Origin of the sequence: Oceanobacillus caeni (assembly GCF_019037185.1) — a bacterium.
Classification (GTDB): Bacteria; Bacillota; Bacilli; order Bacillales; family Amphibacillaceae; genus Oceanobacillus; species Oceanobacillus caeni.
On sequence record NZ_JAHHXM010000008.1, the window covers coordinates 79141 to 95512 of the forward strand.

The 16372-nt window shown below is 35.0% G+C and carries 19 protein-coding genes and 2 pseudogenes; 2 read left to right on the plus strand and 19 right to left on the minus strand.

Annotated features, from left to right (window positions below; translation table 11 throughout):
* Positions 1 to 579: 579 nt before the first annotated feature.
* Entirely contained in the window at positions 580 to 1461 is an 882-nt protein-coding gene (locus tag KM885_RS07070; protein WP_216883729.1) for a helix-turn-helix domain-containing protein, read from the minus strand.
* A gap of 147 nt (positions 1462 to 1608) precedes the next feature.
* Positions 1609 to 1692 (minus strand): annotated as a pseudogene (locus tag KM885_RS18240) (hypothetical protein); the annotation flags it as partial.
* A gap of 187 nt (positions 1693 to 1879) precedes the next feature.
* Here KM885_RS18240 and KM885_RS07075 point away from each other — a divergent pair.
* On the plus strand, positions 1880 to 2794 hold the full coding sequence (locus KM885_RS07075) for a class I SAM-dependent methyltransferase (RefSeq protein ID WP_204798328.1): 915 nt from the start codon (positions 1880 to 1882) through the stop codon (positions 2792 to 2794).
* A gap of 152 nt (positions 2795 to 2946) precedes the next feature.
* Here KM885_RS07075 and KM885_RS07080 read toward each other — a convergent pair whose 3' ends face one another.
* From KM885_RS07080 to KM885_RS07090, 3 genes are all read right to left on the minus strand, one after another.
* Positions 2947 to 3777 (minus strand): DUF1835 domain-containing protein, encoded by an 831-nt coding sequence (locus KM885_RS07080; RefSeq protein WP_204798327.1) that lies wholly within the window; start codon positions 3775 to 3777, stop codon positions 2947 to 2949.
* Between the two features lie 450 nt (positions 3778 to 4227).
* Positions 4228 to 4488 carry a zinc ribbon domain-containing protein gene (locus tag KM885_RS07085; RefSeq protein ID WP_204798326.1) on the minus strand — a complete coding sequence of 87 codons (261 nt, stop codon included), beginning with the start codon at positions 4486 to 4488 and terminating at the stop codon, positions 4228 to 4230.
* A gap of 15 nt (positions 4489 to 4503) precedes the next feature.
* On the minus strand, positions 4504 to 5247 hold the full coding sequence (locus KM885_RS07090) for a hypothetical protein (RefSeq protein WP_216883722.1): 744 nt from the start codon (positions 5245 to 5247) through the stop codon (positions 4504 to 4506).
* A 257-nt stretch (positions 5248 to 5504) separates the two neighbouring features.
* On the opposite strand from KM885_RS07090, the gene KM885_RS07095 reads away from it, so the two are divergent.
* Positions 5505 to 5588 carry a YjcZ family sporulation protein gene (locus KM885_RS07095; RefSeq protein WP_379566416.1) on the plus strand — a complete coding sequence of 28 codons (84 nt, stop codon included), beginning with the start codon at positions 5505 to 5507 and terminating at the stop codon, positions 5586 to 5588.
* 167 nt (positions 5589 to 5755) lie between these two features.
* On the opposite strand, the gene KM885_RS18245 is transcribed toward KM885_RS07095, so the two are convergent.
* The 14 genes and pseudogenes from KM885_RS18245 to KM885_RS07165 all read right to left on the minus strand — a co-directional run bounded on the left by KM885_RS18245 (position 5756) and on the right by KM885_RS07165 (position 16352).
* A complete protein-coding gene (locus tag KM885_RS18245; RefSeq protein ID WP_083452578.1) occupies positions 5756 to 6061 on the minus strand; it encodes a TIGR04104 family putative zinc finger protein in 306 nt (101 codons plus the stop codon).
* 162 nt (positions 6062 to 6223) lie between these two features.
* Complete coding sequence (locus KM885_RS07105; protein ID WP_060668753.1) at positions 6224 to 6499, minus strand: hypothetical protein; 276 nt, start codon at positions 6497 to 6499, stop codon at positions 6224 to 6226.
* Between the two features lie 7 nt (positions 6500 to 6506).
* On the minus strand, positions 6507 to 6632 hold the full coding sequence (locus tag KM885_RS07110; RefSeq protein ID WP_216883723.1) for a YrzO family protein: 126 nt from the start codon (positions 6630 to 6632) through the stop codon (positions 6507 to 6509).
* Positions 6633 to 6808: 176 nt separating this feature from the next.
* Positions 6809 to 7003, minus strand: coding sequence for a hypothetical protein (locus KM885_RS07115; RefSeq protein WP_060668752.1), 195 nt, complete (start codon positions 7001 to 7003; stop codon positions 6809 to 6811).
* Between the two features lie 392 nt (positions 7004 to 7395).
* Positions 7396 to 9995, minus strand: a pseudogene (ppsA, locus tag KM885_RS07120) (phosphoenolpyruvate synthase).
* A gap of 145 nt (positions 9996 to 10140) precedes the next feature.
* The gene (locus tag KM885_RS07125) at positions 10141 to 11052 is read right to left on the minus strand and encodes a sensor histidine kinase (protein ID WP_047184032.1); all 912 of its coding nucleotides are present in this window, start codon (positions 11050 to 11052) and stop codon (positions 10141 to 10143) included.
* A gap of 24 nt (positions 11053 to 11076) precedes the next feature.
* Positions 11077 to 11844 carry an ABC transporter permease gene (locus KM885_RS07130; protein ID WP_047184033.1) on the minus strand — a complete coding sequence of 256 codons (768 nt, stop codon included), beginning with the start codon at positions 11842 to 11844 and terminating at the stop codon, positions 11077 to 11079.
* Positions 11841 to 12761, minus strand: a complete 921-nt coding sequence (locus KM885_RS07135) for an ATP-binding cassette domain-containing protein (RefSeq protein ID WP_204798457.1) — start codon at positions 12759 to 12761, stop codon at positions 11841 to 11843. Before KM885_RS07135 ends, KM885_RS07130 begins: the two co-directional genes overlap by 4 nt.
* 83 nt (positions 12762 to 12844) lie before the next feature.
* Positions 12845 to 13534 carry a response regulator transcription factor gene (locus tag KM885_RS07140; protein WP_047184035.1) on the minus strand — a complete coding sequence of 230 codons (690 nt, stop codon included), beginning with the start codon at positions 13532 to 13534 and terminating at the stop codon, positions 12845 to 12847.
* A gap of 40 nt (positions 13535 to 13574) precedes the next feature.
* On the minus strand, positions 13575 to 14153 hold the full coding sequence (locus KM885_RS07145) for a hypothetical protein (protein ID WP_204798458.1): 579 nt from the start codon (positions 14151 to 14153) through the stop codon (positions 13575 to 13577).
* Between the two features lie 571 nt (positions 14154 to 14724).
* Positions 14725 to 14946: a hypothetical protein gene (locus KM885_RS07150; RefSeq protein WP_047184037.1), complete on the minus strand. Its 222-nt coding sequence runs from the start codon at positions 14944 to 14946 to the stop codon at positions 14725 to 14727.
* A gap of 48 nt (positions 14947 to 14994) precedes the next feature.
* Positions 14995 to 15198: a hypothetical protein gene (locus tag KM885_RS07155; RefSeq protein ID WP_204798459.1), complete on the minus strand. Its 204-nt coding sequence runs from the start codon at positions 15196 to 15198 to the stop codon at positions 14995 to 14997.
* A 60-nt stretch (positions 15199 to 15258) separates the two neighbouring features.
* On the minus strand, positions 15259 to 15516 hold the full coding sequence (locus tag KM885_RS07160) for a hypothetical protein (protein WP_047184038.1): 258 nt from the start codon (positions 15514 to 15516) through the stop codon (positions 15259 to 15261).
* A 59-nt stretch (positions 15517 to 15575) separates the two neighbouring features.
* Positions 15576 to 16352, minus strand: coding sequence for a hypothetical protein (locus tag KM885_RS07165; protein ID WP_060668749.1), 777 nt, complete (start codon positions 16350 to 16352; stop codon positions 15576 to 15578).
* Positions 16353 to 16372 lie beyond the last annotated feature (20 nt).

Here is a 16372-nt window from a genome sequence, read left to right on the forward strand (position 1 = left end):
TTACACTTATACCATGCTTAGGCACTTTTTATCAATGGATTGTTCATAAAAACTGGATATGAATCGGAAAAGTTTATTTTAATTAACATAATATAATAGTACACGGAAAAAGAACCATTTTAAGATCTTCCTTGTACACTTTCTATTAGCACAGCGTTCACCATATATTACTCCAATTTCATTAATATCATGTTTAGTTCAAAAAATGATTGAGGGAACTTATTGGGAGAAAAATGAAAAAATAGAAAGAGGGAAAGCACCTTGAAAAACTTTATCGATATAGGGATTGGAAGACTATTGAACAAAAGAAAACAGACTGAATCACTACTGGACCCAGTCGAAATTTTGATTGACTTTTGATTAGAAGAATACCTGGTATTATTTCTCACACCGTTCTATTCTCAGCAACATTTACTTCCACTTTACGTATGATAATCTCTGAAATCAACAAAAGAAACGGAAGAGCTATTAAGGAATATAGGAAAAATAATGGTAGATCCCCATTTACAAATTGAACAAATAATGTAATTGCATCCTTTTATATCTCCACCACGCTTCACTCCCCCAGAGATCAATAATTTAGATTTCCTCTTCAAAAGACAAGTTTAATGGTTCATCCAATAATTCCGATTGTATCTCCAAATTTGTTGTTTCCACATCTTTACCCACTTCTTCAAATGTAAACTGATCTACCCACACGTGACCACGACCCGATAAAATAATACCAAATGATATAGTAGAACTGCCTGAAGGAACATCTAAAACAATAGAGTAACGGTTCCAGTTCGTATCCCCTTTGATTGGGCGATTGCTCATGTTGTCGAACTGTAATACATCATCAAAAGCATTATCCACTCTCATCCACATACTAGAAAAGTACTCTACGTCTTTTGTCTTTAAAAAACAAGAAAGTCTGATTCGCTTCCCAATAAACTTGTCTGCTTTAAATTGCTGCATCATCGTGGCAAAGTTTGCGGAATCAAGCACGGTTTTAGACTTTAAATAACCTGATGCCTTCCCCTGATGAACTACCGCACGATCAATCCCCATTTCATAATTAAACGGATCTGAACCACTTAAAAACCAACCTTTTACTTGTTTATCCATATAAGATTCCTCCTTGTTTTTTAACATAGTTGACATCAGCCTTCTGTATTGTCCTGGTGGCAAATGATAATATTTTTTGAAAGCCCTTGTAAAAGCTTCCTGGGACTCAAAATGATAATAAAATGCAATATCAAGAATTCTTTCGTTCGTGTAGAGTAAAGCCGTTGAAGCATTTGCCAAGCGCCTTACGCGAATATACTCGGTTATGGACATCCCAACAGATGAACGAAAAATTCGATGAAAATGAAACTTAGAAAAACCTGCTTGCTCTGCTATATCATCCATCGTTAGTAATTCATGCAGATGTTCTTCAATATAGTTTATCGTTTTATTAATTATCCCTTCATATTGAATGACTGCTTCCTCCCTTCATTAATAGAATATCAAATATCAAAAGGAGATTTTTTGATTATTCTTGCGGATATTTAATTTTTAATTAGGATGAATCTTAACCGGACGCCAAATGATATATATATCGACATAAAAAGATACATTTCTTTTTTATAGGCTATGATAGAATTGTCTTGCAATATAATTTCTTATCCTTTCCTTATTTACTGTTCCAACTGTTACACAGAAATAACCTCTTGCCCATTAATGCTGTCCAACATTTCTTCTTTAGTTTAGGAAATTGATTCAGAGGTAGATTTGGTATAAAATATTTGACAAAATAATTATTCTATGCTATAATTGACGAAATATATAGATTGAATTATAATGAGATTCTCCTGGCCAGGGGAATCTCATTTTTCTATTGAAGGAGGACACTTGCATGAAACAAGATAAGTCCAGTTTAACTTCATTAATATCTGCTTTTGGTCGTGCATATCATAGTCAATTTGATACACCAAAGATCTTTAACGACCATATCGCTAACGATTTAATAACGCAAAAAGAGTTTGATGACATTAAAACGAATATGGTTCAAGGGATAGGATTCTTCAACAAAGAAAAAGCACAACTTTTAAATGGAGATAAGGATGAAATATTAAAATGGATCACACAAGTCCAACTTTCACCAACCCCTTTAGCACGCGCTGCATTTTGTGAGAAAGTGTTGCTTCATGAAATTAAGTTAGGGGTGAAACAATACGTTATACTTGGAGCTGGACTAGATACCTTTTGTTTTCGTCACCCAGAACTGAAAAATAGCATCGAAATATTTGAAATCGATCATCCAGCGACACAAGCATTTAAGATAAAACGATTGTCAAACGCTCATTTAGAAATACCACACAATCTCCATTTTATTTCGATGGACTTCACCAAAGAATTTACTTACCGAAATCTAATAAATAAGGGTTTTAGCAACCATAAAACATTCTTTAGTCTTTTAGGAGTTTCCTATTATTTAACGAAAGAGGAAAACTCAAGATTACTGAAAAACTTATTTGCTGAAGTTCCAATAGGTAGTTCTATCGTTTTTGATTATGCTGATGAAACCCTATTTAATGTGAACGGAGAATCAAATAGGGTTTCAAACATGGTAAAAATGGCATCAGCAAGTGGGGAACCAATGAAGTCTGGTTTTTCATATAATGAAGTTGAAAATATGTTAGAAAGAGCAGGATTACTTATTTATGAACATTTATCGCCAAGCGAAATTGATAAAACATACTTCGCCAATCGAAGCGACTACCTTTCTGCCTTTGAAACGATTCATTATATACATGCTGTAAAGAAATAACTTATCGTAAAGCTGCCGTCCACTTAATCGTTAAAGTCCGGACGGCTTTTTTATTACTAATGGAAATTCTAGTTTCGATCCGAACTAACCATTCACACCTGTTTATGTTAGTACGTAAGGAAAGCAACAGGTTACCTTTTCCCAATTTTATTTCAACCTTTTAACCTCACACTATAAAAACGCATCTGTTCAAGACTACCTTTCGACTCAAATACTCCAGCTTCAATCAGCTTTCTAATTCGATATTCGAGAAACGTATCCCCTATGTATTGGTCTAAATGCCCCAGTACCTCACCGATTACCCTTGCTGATTTTATAAATTCCTTTGTCACTTGTTTACCATGCAGCTTTTTAACTTTCTTTATAATAATTCCATCATAATAGTCTTCAGAAACACTCTGTATCCTTCCATTTCTCCAAATTCTTAATGTTTCTTGACTTTCTGAAAGGGCTAACCATTCATTTTCTAAGTCCTCTCTATCATGATCTGTAAGAAGCTTCCCATAATCCTGTTCATAAATAACCTGTAGCTTCTCAGGAGGAATTTCACCTGTGTGGAGTAGCGTATATTTAGCTTTTTTCACCCTAAAAAGCTCTTCATATGCTTTTGTTGTGTTAATAATAGTGATGTCAATATTTTTTTCCTTTAAAAGATGCATAATAAATCGTAGTCCTGTCTGTTCATGTGCGTTATTAGATGCCCAAATGGTTACATGAACTCCTTCAGGTATAGAGTTAATTCGATTCATTGCCTTTTCAAAGCAGTGAGTATAATCGGCATATTCACCAAACTCTTCACTCATACACTTCTCCATCCAACCAAATCTGAATTTAACTCCAGCTTCCTCATGCAACTTCCAGACTGGACCAACAGAGAAAGTGTCCCAAAAAGAAATGATCCTTTCCTTTTTATCAAGACCCATTTCTTTTAACGCAGCTTTCAAACAACCTGAAGCTGATGCACTCGATAGAATATGTATCATCCTTTATTTTCTCCTTTTTGACCATTCGGAATCGCCCCAGTTTATCTAAACTTGGTATGGCCTTTTTAATTCCATTCAATTGTTTAGTTAATACTACTTTGTATTTCAAATACCATGATCACGCCGAATTTCCGAAAAAGCCTTTGCAACTGATTTTGTATCTCCTTGTATGAAATCCGTATATCCTTTTTCCAACTCAGCATTCACCTCTGATTCTGTGACATCCTCTCGGCATTAAAATACCGAGCTTCCAAAGTGGAAACCTCTTAAAAGGAGGCGGAAGCGGTTCACTAGGGTGGGAGCTTGTCTCACGACAATCCCATGTTGTTCCATTTCTGACCCACCTTCCAACATGACCGCCATACCCCATGCCACTTGGGGCTCCTAGGTTGGATTGTACCAACTAGGCACTTGGTCTATAACACGAACCTATCTCACGACTGTTCCGTGTTACCCCGCCAAGCTTGTGCTACGTGCAATATTATTTGCAGCATTCAAATCAGCATGACACGTATAATTACATTTTACGCAGTGGAATTTAATACCATTGCGATTTTTCCTTTCTGCATGACCGCAACATCCGCAAATTTGGCCTGTTTGATAAGGGTTAATATCTACAACTGGGATATTGTATTTTGAAGCCTTTTCTTTGATGAACTGTTTTAATTGATAGAAAGACCACGAATGAATGGTTTTATCTGCTCTCTTCATGCTACGACATGTTTTTCAAATATCGTCTAATGCTTCCATTTTTATGATTGGGTTATCAAATTGTAGAGAGAGATCTACTATATCTTTGGCTAGTTTTCGGTTATAATCTTTCATCCACTGTCTTTCTTTTTTACCTATACGTTTCATGACGCGCAGCGCCTTTGCTTTACCTAACGAACGTCGTAGGGAACGAAAATGACGTCGCATATAACCGACTTCTTTACCAGAGAAAAATTGTCTTCTACCACTAAGAAGCTCAGAGACGACCGCAATATGTCGCAACCCTAAGTCCACACCAATAGATGTATAGTTTTCAAAGATGCGTTTATGTTTCTTTCCAAAGTCTAGTTCTGAACTTATTTGTATTGGAATCGCCACATACCAATGTTTCCCTTTACGTAACAATTCCATGGTTCCACGAAATCCTTTCCTTTTTTGCGTTAAAAATGGAAAAAACGTTTGTACATCTTTTGTTTCTACTACTGGCAGTGCCTTTTTCCCCATATTTGAGGTAAAGGCAATGTACCATCTTCCGTTTTTCTCTATGGAATTCCAATTTTGATTATTTATTTTCACGCCAAGTGATTCTTTAAAAACAGGAATCGTCGCTGCTCTCCCCTTTTTATAATCAGAAACAGCTTTTTTTGCGCGTCGTAGCCATATTTTCACCTCCATATGGGAAATTTTAACAAACACACGTTCGGTTATCAACCTAAAAGGCCTTGGATAACAAAGTTGTTCAAAAAATAAACTTGGCATTCATCCCCTCATTAAAATAAGGGGCGTTCTGCCAAGTTCGTAAACTAGAAACTCCAACAGCTTTTGTAGCAGGAATCTTAAACGACCACCTGCTAAAGCAGATGTAATACGTCATAGACGAAAATTCCATTGTTGCTAAATTCCATTGTTGCTAAATTCCACGCTTGTCCATGTCGAATCATATAGTTGATTCATAAACTATTATATATTCACAGGAAGGAGGGGGTTCTATGGGCTACGAAGGTGGCGGATATGGTATGGGAGCAGGATTTGCATTGATCGTTGTACTTTTCATCCTGCTTATCATTGTTGGTGCTTCATATGTTGGGGGTGGATATTAATCCTTAAAGAGAAGTGTTTATCGCACTTCTCACCTTATTTATTTTTTCATCGTTTTAGAACCCTGAGTGGCAATATATCTTTCATCTTCTATTTATAATCACAACTCACTATTCTTACTAATCAATCCTATAAATATATGCACCAATTACTCGAGTACATTAGGTCGCTAGGACTCTTTATACGTAACTAAAAAAGGGGTAAACAAAGAGCCGATTATAAAAATAAAAAAAGCTATACCAAGTGTCACAATAATATTGCTAAAAGGGGACAGGAAGTGACCAAAGATTAGCATTGGAAGAATAGTGAAAGAGACAAAAATGAACCTACTAGGAATCGTTATCTTATGTATCGTATTGCATTCGTTACATTTAATAGGTTTATAATTCCAAAACAAAGATTTATAGATTCTACTCCAGCTAAATTCTGCATTACAGTTCTCACAACTTTGCAAAACATAACACCTCAATTTCACTTTCTAATTTTCCCCATTGACCATATTCTGCCTTTATTAATTTGCAATTGTTAGGGAGGCAGTAACTTGCTCTCCTTTTTAATTCTCTAATATATGCTGCCGTTTTCAAAGTAACGTCCCCTTTAGTTTTAGCACGCTTTTTTTCACAACATAACCTACAACTTATAACAACGCTTCTATTGGAAATGCAATTACTATTCCTAATGGTATGGATAACCACATGATATTAATGGATGTATGAAATTTTCTAGGAAAGAGAAAGAGAAACAGCACACCAACTAACCATATTGCTAAAACAAAGAAGAAGAATGGAGCTACAAATGTGTCATCCGTATAATTCTCCGCAATTGTTCCAGAAGCGAAAAATGTAGATACAAAAAGTGCAATAATTCCACTAAAAACAGTATGGAAAACAATAGTCGTCTTGTTAATTTTCAAAAATTAATCAATCCTTTTCTTTTATTTGCTTTAGTAATTCAATTATTTCTTGTTGTTGTTTATATCGTTTTCTAAGCTGCCCTTCTATTGATAAAAGAGTCATAACTATTACGATAAAACCTAAAAGTACCAAACTACAACGCCCTCCACTCTCACTCTTTCTTTTCAACCCTACCTTCACTGTCCATCACATTAAGTACGATTGAACCTAAAAAAACGTTTCATGACTAGAACAATACTGCACTTAACACAACAAGTAAACTCGACAACCCCCTGTCCATCCATTGCGCCTAATAGTTGAGCAAAAAACTATTTCGACTCCATTGAAAAAGTTTCTTCTTTTCCTTTCCCCCATTCTATCGTCACTTGGATAGGTGTGTCTGTATCAGTAATCGCACAACCTGAGCATTTAGATGGAAACTTAACAGTTGCACCTTTGTATTCACTTTCATTTAAGACCGTTTCACCATCATTTATAACAATTTTTAAATTCTCAATTACCATATCTTTTTTTGCCTTTTTATATCCAAAAACATATTCCCCAATTTCTGTTGAGGTTCATACAACTAATCCCCCTTTAAATTCTTGAGTTATCCTTATTCAACAACTGCCCAACAGATTGATAACTCATTTTTAGTGAGACATTATCCCACATTATATTTATTTAGATCATCCACAATGATTGAAAGCATTATTTTATTCCGCTATTTGGTAATCCTTTATCCTATTACTTTGCCATTATATGTTACTACGGATTGGGAAAAGTAAAGTTTCACTATATCTGGGCTGGTCAAGAATTGAAAAAAATATTGAACCAATAAAAAGGGCTGAACCCTTATATATAGGATTCAGCCTAAAATCTTGATTGGTTTTCTAAATCTGGTCTTATTAAGCAATTACAATATTTTGATATACCCTTCTGTTCCATTCACAAGAATTCGTTGCCCATCTTTTATCTGTTTTGTAGCATTTTCCACGCCAACAACTGCAGGTAAGCCATATTCGCGTGCAATAACTGCTCCGTGGGTCATCAGTCCGCCAACCTCAGTGACGAGACCTTTTATCGATACAAACAATGGTGTCCAGCTAGGGTCAGTAAAGGCAGTAACTAATATATCTCCCTCTTCTAAATCAGCTTCTTCCATGTTTAAGATGACTCGAGCACGTTCCTCTATAACTCCTGAAGAGACAGGTAGACCCACTTTTGCTTCGTCTGGGAGATTTTCTCGTTTATACTTACCTGTAATGATTTCACCATCAGAGGTGATCACACGCGGAGGAGTTAGTTTTTCATATAATTTGTAATCGTCTTTTCGCTTGTTGATGATCTGGTAATCCAGTTTATTCGTGCGTACGACTTCATGAAGTTCTTCAAAAGTGAGATAGTATATATCTTCTTTTTCATGAATAATGTCCGCTTGTACGAGTTGTTCGGCTTCTTTCAGTAATGCCTGCTTATAAACAAAGTAACGACTAATCATACCGTATTTCGGATATTCACGATATCCGATGAAATTCCGGATGAGGTCAATCATCCGCTTTGTTTCTGTCGCTTTTTGTTCACCATCCGGTAATTGTTTCAATTGGTCTAATAACTCTTGTTCCTTTTTCAAAGCCTCTTGTCGCCCTTGCTCAAATTTCCGTTTGCTGGCATTAGGCTCAAAGTTTTTGATATTACTAAGAATCATGGAGATAAGTGTAATTGGTTTTTCGCTCCAACGGGTTTTCGTCATATCGATTTCGCCGACACATCGCATTCCGTATTTGTTCAGGTAAGCTGTTATCGCATCTTGGGCTTCCTGTCCACCTTCAAACTTTACCAGCTCATCCAAAAAGTTATCATTTTTTACACCCTGTAAATAAGCTATTAATTCTGGATAAGGACGAATTACATCTGCGACATCCAATAGTGCTAGACCCATTTCCGAAGTAATATTATTTGGTACAGATTGAGAAAGTGTGTCCGCTGCATTTTTTCCCCTAACCATTCGTTCATTTTTTCATTTATCCATGTTGAAGCATTCATAGCTGCCATAAATACCGCTGAACTTTGTGGGTCAAACAACAACTTCTTTAATTCCTGAATATCCTCAAGAATAAAATCAAATAAATTTGTTCCTGACTTCGTTCGGATGTTCTGTTTTAACTGTTTTATCGATTCTTGACTATGCTTAATCAAATCAGACACGATAGATGGATTGTTTTCGATTTGTGCCTGCATATCTATATTGCCTCTTGTGGGACTCGGTGCTTTATGATCATTTGGTAACCATTTTATAAAGTTTTCCCGTTCAATGATGTTCATGAGTGCGTCTTTCATAAGCGGATCATGCTGTCCCATGCCATTTAATAACATGTTTCTACTGACAGGGGAAGCAAGCTGATCTGTAACATCAACAAACAACCTTCCACCAGCTTTACGCATTGGCGCAGGAGTTGTTAATAGCCAAAAAGATAATCCCAACGGCTTCATGGGGTCAGTCATCATTTGTTGATGACCGACAGATACGTAAACACGTTTTTCATCATCATTCGTTTCAGGGATAGGGAAAAGCCTTGTGATTGGGCGACTCTGAACAATAAAAAATGTGCCATCGACCAAAGATCATTCGATATCTTGTGGAAAACCAAAATAAGCCTCGATCTGTCTTCCGATGCGTGCCAATTGTAAAATCTGTCCGTTAGTAAGTGTTTGAGACCTTTGCTTATCCGGATCGATCTGCTCGGTCTTCGTTCCTCCTTCTTTTCGTCCATAGGTAGCTAATTCTTTAGTTGCTATCCTCTTATCAATAATTCTATTTGCTTTAACTTTATAACAATCAGCAGTGACCAAACCTGAGACTAGTGCTTCTCCAAGTCCAAAACTGGCATCGATTGATAGTATCTTTCGGTTATGGGTAATCGGATCAGCAGTGAATAAAATTCCTGAAGCCTGTGGAAACACCATCCGTTGAACAATAACAGATAAATATACTTGTCTGTGGTCAAATCCGTTTTGCATACGATAAATCACTGCACGATCAGTAAATAGAGAAGCCCAGCATTTACTGATATGTTGTAAAATTTCATTTTTACCGATGATATTTAAATAGGTGTCTTGTTGGCCAGCAAAAGAGGCATATGGTAGATCTTCAGCAGTTGCACTAGAACGCACTGCATAAGCCTGTTCCTCACCAAACCTGGAGAGATAATGGTCAACTGCTTTCACAACATCGGAAGGAATTTCTACTTCCATAATAGTTTGTCGAATCCTCTGACAGATGACACTAATTTTGTCACGTTCCTCTGCTTTTACTAGATTTAGTTGATCCAACAATGCGTGGAAGTCTACGTTATGTTTGAGGACTTTTTGATAAACCTCTGACGTAACACAAAATCCTTCCGGTACCTGAATTCCCTGGATTTTGGATAACTTCCTTAAATTTAACGCCTTTCCTCCAACAAGCAAAAGCTGTGAATTTTCTATTTCCTTTAAACCGAGAACCAAAGAACTCATCCAATCTCCCCTATCCATTAATGTATTGTTGATTCTAACAGTAGGGAATGAAAATAAATAGTCTATATTTGCTATTTTTTATATGCTATAATTTAATTAGGGAAAGATTAACTTAACACAACATAAGCTGATTCACCGGTTCATTTTAATCTTTAATTACCACCGAATTCCATTCACAAACGATAGATAATTGTCCATCACTTAACTGTCCCATAATTGTTCCATTCATTTTTTCCATAAAGCTCTTCACAATCGACAAGCCTAGTCCAGTACTTTTGCCAGAACGTGATTGATCTGCCCTATAAAACCGGTCGAACATGAAGTCCACATCCTGTTCAGTCAAGGAATGTGCATCATTTTTTACAACTAGTGCAACCATAAAATCTCGTTCCTCAAGACTTATAATAATATTTCCATCTGAGTGAGAAATGGCGTTGGAAATTAGATTTTCAATGACTCTCGTAACTGCTGACTCATCAGCCATTATAAATACATCGCTTTCAGGTATGTGAATGGTGGGTTCCATATTCCTCTCATAAAAACGGTCATAAAAACTCATCAAGACATCTATTGTTATGCTCCTCAGATTGATTCGTTCAGACTTTAGTTGATGATCTGTAGACTCGATAATACTCAACTCAAAAAAGTCCTTTAACAACATCTCCAGCCTTTTTGCTCGTTTGTTTGCAATAGATAATAATTCTTTTCTCTCAGCAGCTGTAACATCATCTTCCTCAGCCATCTGAATATATCCTAAAATAGAAGTTAATGGAGTTCTCAAGTCATGGGATATATTAGCAATTGCTTGTTTCTGTTCCCTTTCAAATCTGACTCTCTTTCTATTCTCAGACATGTATAAATCAATAAGTTTATTAATTTCCAACCCTAGACTTTCCACATCTTTATCCAAAAGAGCCATATGTATTTTTTTGTTAGTTTTTCGATCATTATAGATTTTTAACTGCTTACTTATGTTTTTCACTTCTTTTTTTAAAGCAAATAAGCGAGTGAGTAAAAAAACTGTTATTAAGAATATGAATATGACTACATAAAACATGGTTCCCACCCGCTTACCTATATATTATTTAATTTCTTTTCTATTAAAATAGAATACTCCACATAAAGTAACAATTATTATCGTTACTACCCCAATAAGCATGGACTTTATGATTTCACCTTTTGTCATGGTGTATTTAAATACTTCGCTAAATTGCTGAAAGATAGAATTCTCATATACCATCTCAATCAACGGCGGCTTAGAAAGTTTTTCAACTGCATACATCACGATTGTGAATAAAATAGAGATAATAATTGTTTTTCCACTATCATCCGTAATAATGGATAATAACATAATAATAGCAGTATAACCTAGAAATTGAAGTGTAAATAACCCATAAGCTCTCCCTAAATACATCAAATTAGAACTATCTATTATATCTCCGTGTCCAGTTAAGATGACCAAAATGATAGCTGTTACTAATGGAATCAGTATTGTAACAACGATGGCGCCCAGTGAAAAGATAAAAGACTTTGCCATAAAAATAGTTGATCTTTTATTACCGCTTATTACCTGATTTTTAATTACACCGCTTTGTGAGAATTCGATTGAGATAAAAAATCCAGCGAGTGTGCTGACAATTAAGTTGAAAAATAGAGGGACTGTAAAGATTGATAAAGCATTTAATTCGCTTAATCCAGCAGTATCAAATGAAGTTTCATTAATTTGCCACCAGTCAATTATAATGAGGTAATGTAACAAAGTACTTAATACTATTATGGTTAGTAATAAAACCCAAAATGTCTTATTCCGTTGTAATTTGAACATTTCGGCTCTAATAAGATTAGTCATTCCTTATGGCCCCCTACTAATTTTGAAAAATAACTTTCAAGACTATCACCATTTTGCGAGAGATGTTCGATAACAAGACCATGATTTGTTAGTGCACGTGAAACGTTACGTACATCATCGAGATACTTGTAAAGTTTTAATGTACCATCTTGCATCACTTCAAAATCAGTCGTTGATAGATTCTGTTCCAGTACGGTTGCACCCATTATCGGATCATCAACCTTTATTCTTAAATGTTGTCTGCATTTTTCATCCAGTTCTTTAGCAGTAAGCTCTTCAAGTAGTTTACCTTTATGAATGATTCCGAAACTGGTTGCGAGAAGATGGAGTTCACTTAATATATGGCTTGATATTAAAACGGTTAATCCCTTTTCACGGTTTAACTTTTTTATTAATTCCCTCAACTCAACAATTCCCATTGGGTCCAATCCATTTGTTGGCTCATCAAGAATTAAGAATTCAGGATCGCTTAATAAGGCAATCGCAAGACCAAGCCTTTGCTTCATTCCAAGTGAAAAATTTTTTGCCTTTTTCTTTCCAGTATTAGAAAGTCCGACAAGCTCCAATGTTTCTTGGATACAAACACTTCCAGGAATGCCTTTTTGTAATCGATGGACTTCTAAATTTTCATAGGCACTCATATTCGGAAAAAGAGCAGGATTCTCGATAATGGCGCCCATTCTTTTTTGTGCATTAATTAGCTCATTTCGATTATCATTTCCAAATAACTCTATTGAACCGCTTGTTGGGAAGGCAAGCCCCGTTATTAAACGTAGCATCGTTGATTTACCTGCACCATTTTTACCAATGAATCCGTAAATTTCACCTTTTTTAATGGAGATATTAACCTTTTCAAGGGCAAAATCATTTGTATACTTTTTTGTTAGCTTATTCGTTCTTAGAATATATTCATCCATTAATTTATCCCTCCATAATTGTTCACCAGTCCAGTATGGTCTCTAAAACTTAAGAAAGGATTAAGACAAATCTTAAGAAAAACTTAAGTTTTCATACGATATCCCATCCCCCATATCGTTTCTATATATTCTTTATTCGGATTTGCCTTTAAGAGCTTATTTCGCAAATTACTCATGTGAACGTTAACCGTGTTGTCATCCCCATGAAAAGGCTCGTCCCATACACTTTCGAATAAATTAGATTTAGAAAAGACTTTTTTAGGTGTAGTCATTAGAAGCTTTAATATCTTGTATTCTCGAACGGTTAACGTGATTTCTCCCCCTTCTACATAAACGGCCTTTGTTTCCAAATCAAGATGAATACCATTGTGAGTTAATACTTGTTTAGGAGTTTCATTCGTACGTCTATATCTACGAAGGAGCGAATCAATGCGAGCAGATACCTCATCAACATCAAAAGGTTTAGAAATAAAGTCATCCGCACCTGATCTTAAACTATTAATTTTTGTTTCCTTTTCACTTTTTGCTGAAATAATAATAACTGGAATCGAACCTTTTTCTGTTATTTTTTCAAGAATTTGTTCACCGGCCATACCTGGAAGCATTAAATCAAGTAAAATTAAGTCCCAATTCTGTTTATCTAAATAAATCAGAGCCTCTGTACCAGAATAAGCAGGTTGTGGATGATACTGGCTCTTTTTTACAATTCGGCATAATAATTGGTTAATATCATTGTCATCTTCAACAACTAAAATATTGATCGTCTGATTCACTTTAACTTCTTCCTTTTCGTTTAATTTATTAGAAGATGGATCACAATTCGGCTGGTATATACTGAACAGGAATAGGCAATTTATTCCCTTCCTCTTTACTAGCATAAGCCCTTAAATTTCCTTTATACACCAGTTGCAATTCAGTTACTTCTTGAAATTCATCTGGCGCTATTAGTGATAGTGGCTTTTCAAAATCAATGATGTTACATTCTTTTAGCACTGAAGCAACAAACTGAGAACAGAATAATGCTTTTTCTCTTTCTATTGGGTTTTTACATATAAACCCGAATAAACCTAAAAAGTTATAGCGATAGTATTCCTTATGTCCTTCGATCTCCTGTATATAACGCTTCATGTTTTGCATTTGAATTTCTGTAACTGTAAGGGAATAAACCGCACAATCTGCTTCTTTAAATATACCTTGTCTCACATCTTCTTTTACAAACCCCCCATTGAATGGGTTGCAAACCTTTTTTCTTCCAAAACTATATACTTCTGATAATTCAGAGTCAAAAGATATTGATGCATGGTTATAAGGTTTCTTTGTATATAGCTTTATCAACTTTGTAAAAAATGTACCAGTATCCGTTAAAAGAATATACACCTTTCTCTCTGTCATAATCATTCCCCTTGTCTGTTACCATAGAAATAATTGATATGTTCAATTTACATACCAAAACATAAGAAGACCTTAATAGATTCCTTAAGAAAACCTTAAGTTTTTTAGAATAGTCATGTAGGGGATATTAGAGAACGTAGGGAATACCTTGATGTATATACAGTGGGATTATAAAGGAATAGAATAAAGGATGATTTGATAAAATGTTAAAAACCTTATTGGGGAAGGATTGGAAGGAATGGAAGGAATGCATAACGCTACAAGGATAAACATCTAATATTTTAACATATGCCCTTACATTTATTGAGGTAACAAAGAAAAGTATTTCGCCTCATAGAATGAGTATTGTCTACACACTTGGACACGAAAGAGCGAAACAATACGAATATACACTCAATTAAGTGAAAAATTAGACTATGATTCTACAACAAATCTTTTTGATGGGAAAGAGAGTAACGATAATGTCTCGTTACTTTCTTTTAATAACCCCCCCTTTAACACGGTAAGCGACTTCCTTACGCACAGCATCCTCCTTGTCCGGCAACCGCATCTGTTAACTTACAATTTTCTACTAAGCACAACAATAAATAGCTTTATCAAAAGCATCTTCCGGTATATATATGATTCCATCTCTTATCTCATATGGTATATCATTATTTTCTAACAGTTCAGCAACATTGCCATTTGTCTTTTCTCCCCACTCTATGTATTCTTCAGTATATTCTTTTTGGCACGCAGCTAAAGTCGCGAAAAGAATAATATAGCAAAGTATTAATACTAGAACCTTCTTCAAATTATCTCCCCCCTGAATATTTTTATATACAAATTAAATTCGAAACAACTAAACGTTCCTTTTTTTAAAGAAATTAGAAATAAGGAGTAGAATAATCCCTATTATGGTTGATGGTAATGCAAAAGGATAGAAGGTTTCTGGAATATCTTCTGCCAACACACCACTCTCACTAAAAAAGAATAATCCTGATATAAAAAATAGAAAACCTAACCAATAAATTACCTTTCCAAATGTGGTATATTTCTTCGTCATGTTTAATCCCATCCCATTTCATTTCAATTAAATAAAATCAACATTTTATAATTGAACTAGTCATTTTTCAGAAACCGGCATATATTTTGTAAAATAAGCACCTAAAATTAGCAAAATCATAGAAATAGACCAATTCAATATTCCCATAAAGTTAAACCAATAGGCTAAAAGGTTTGTAATACCAATAATATAAAAACAAATTGGAGTTAAAGCACTTTTTATCCCTGTTATACCAGCCCTTTTTCTTTTTCGGACCACAAGAATTATGGAAAAAATCAGTACTAGTATTAGTATTATAGATAAAATAATCGGTATCATTTTATTTCCCCTTTTCCTATTTTCTATAGACATCAAATAGATCGGCAATAAGTTGAAAGTCACTTAGCCCAATCAGGCACTGTCTCCCCTTCCTTCCACCACCTCACCCGAAATTGTCCTTGTTCCCCATTAATAGCTTGAACAACAATATATTTTGTTGCTGTTTTTTTAAAATCCACGCTTGATACATCGTCATTTTCTTCATTCATTCCTGCATAATCGCCATTTTCATCATAAAGAGACATGCCATAGCTATTTCCATTTTTAAAATGATGTTCTACGTCAAAGTAAATTCGTTCACCTTGTTCTCCATGAATAGGTATCAAGTGCTCCCCATTAAAATATTCGTATTCCACCTCTACAAATGTATCTCCTGTCACTTCATTCCACCCGACTTTACTTGTATGATCCATAGGAATCATCACCAAACAAACAAGCGGTATAACAATTACAATCCAGCTATACCACTTTAAAGGCTTTAACTTTTCTTTACCAAATAAAAAGAGAAGAGAGAAAAAGCCACCAATTGTTCCAGCGATTAACGCGTATTCTATTGGCATCAAAACCAAGAAAAGGGGATATCCAATCAAAAAATAAAGCAAAATTTGTTTACCTGTAAAATTGGGTATGAATTTCCCAATAACATCTATGAAAATGGAACTAATTATTCCGTAGCCAAAAAATAAAGCCCAAATCGCCGGTATTGTAATCAGTTCATGGAATTCAAAAAAATTAAATCCACTACTGCTAATTATGACGATAAAAAAGATTGATATTGAAAAGCTCGCCCCTATAATCCTTTCTAATAAGCGATTCTTAATAAAATGTTTTCCCAAATATGTTCAACTCCAATAAA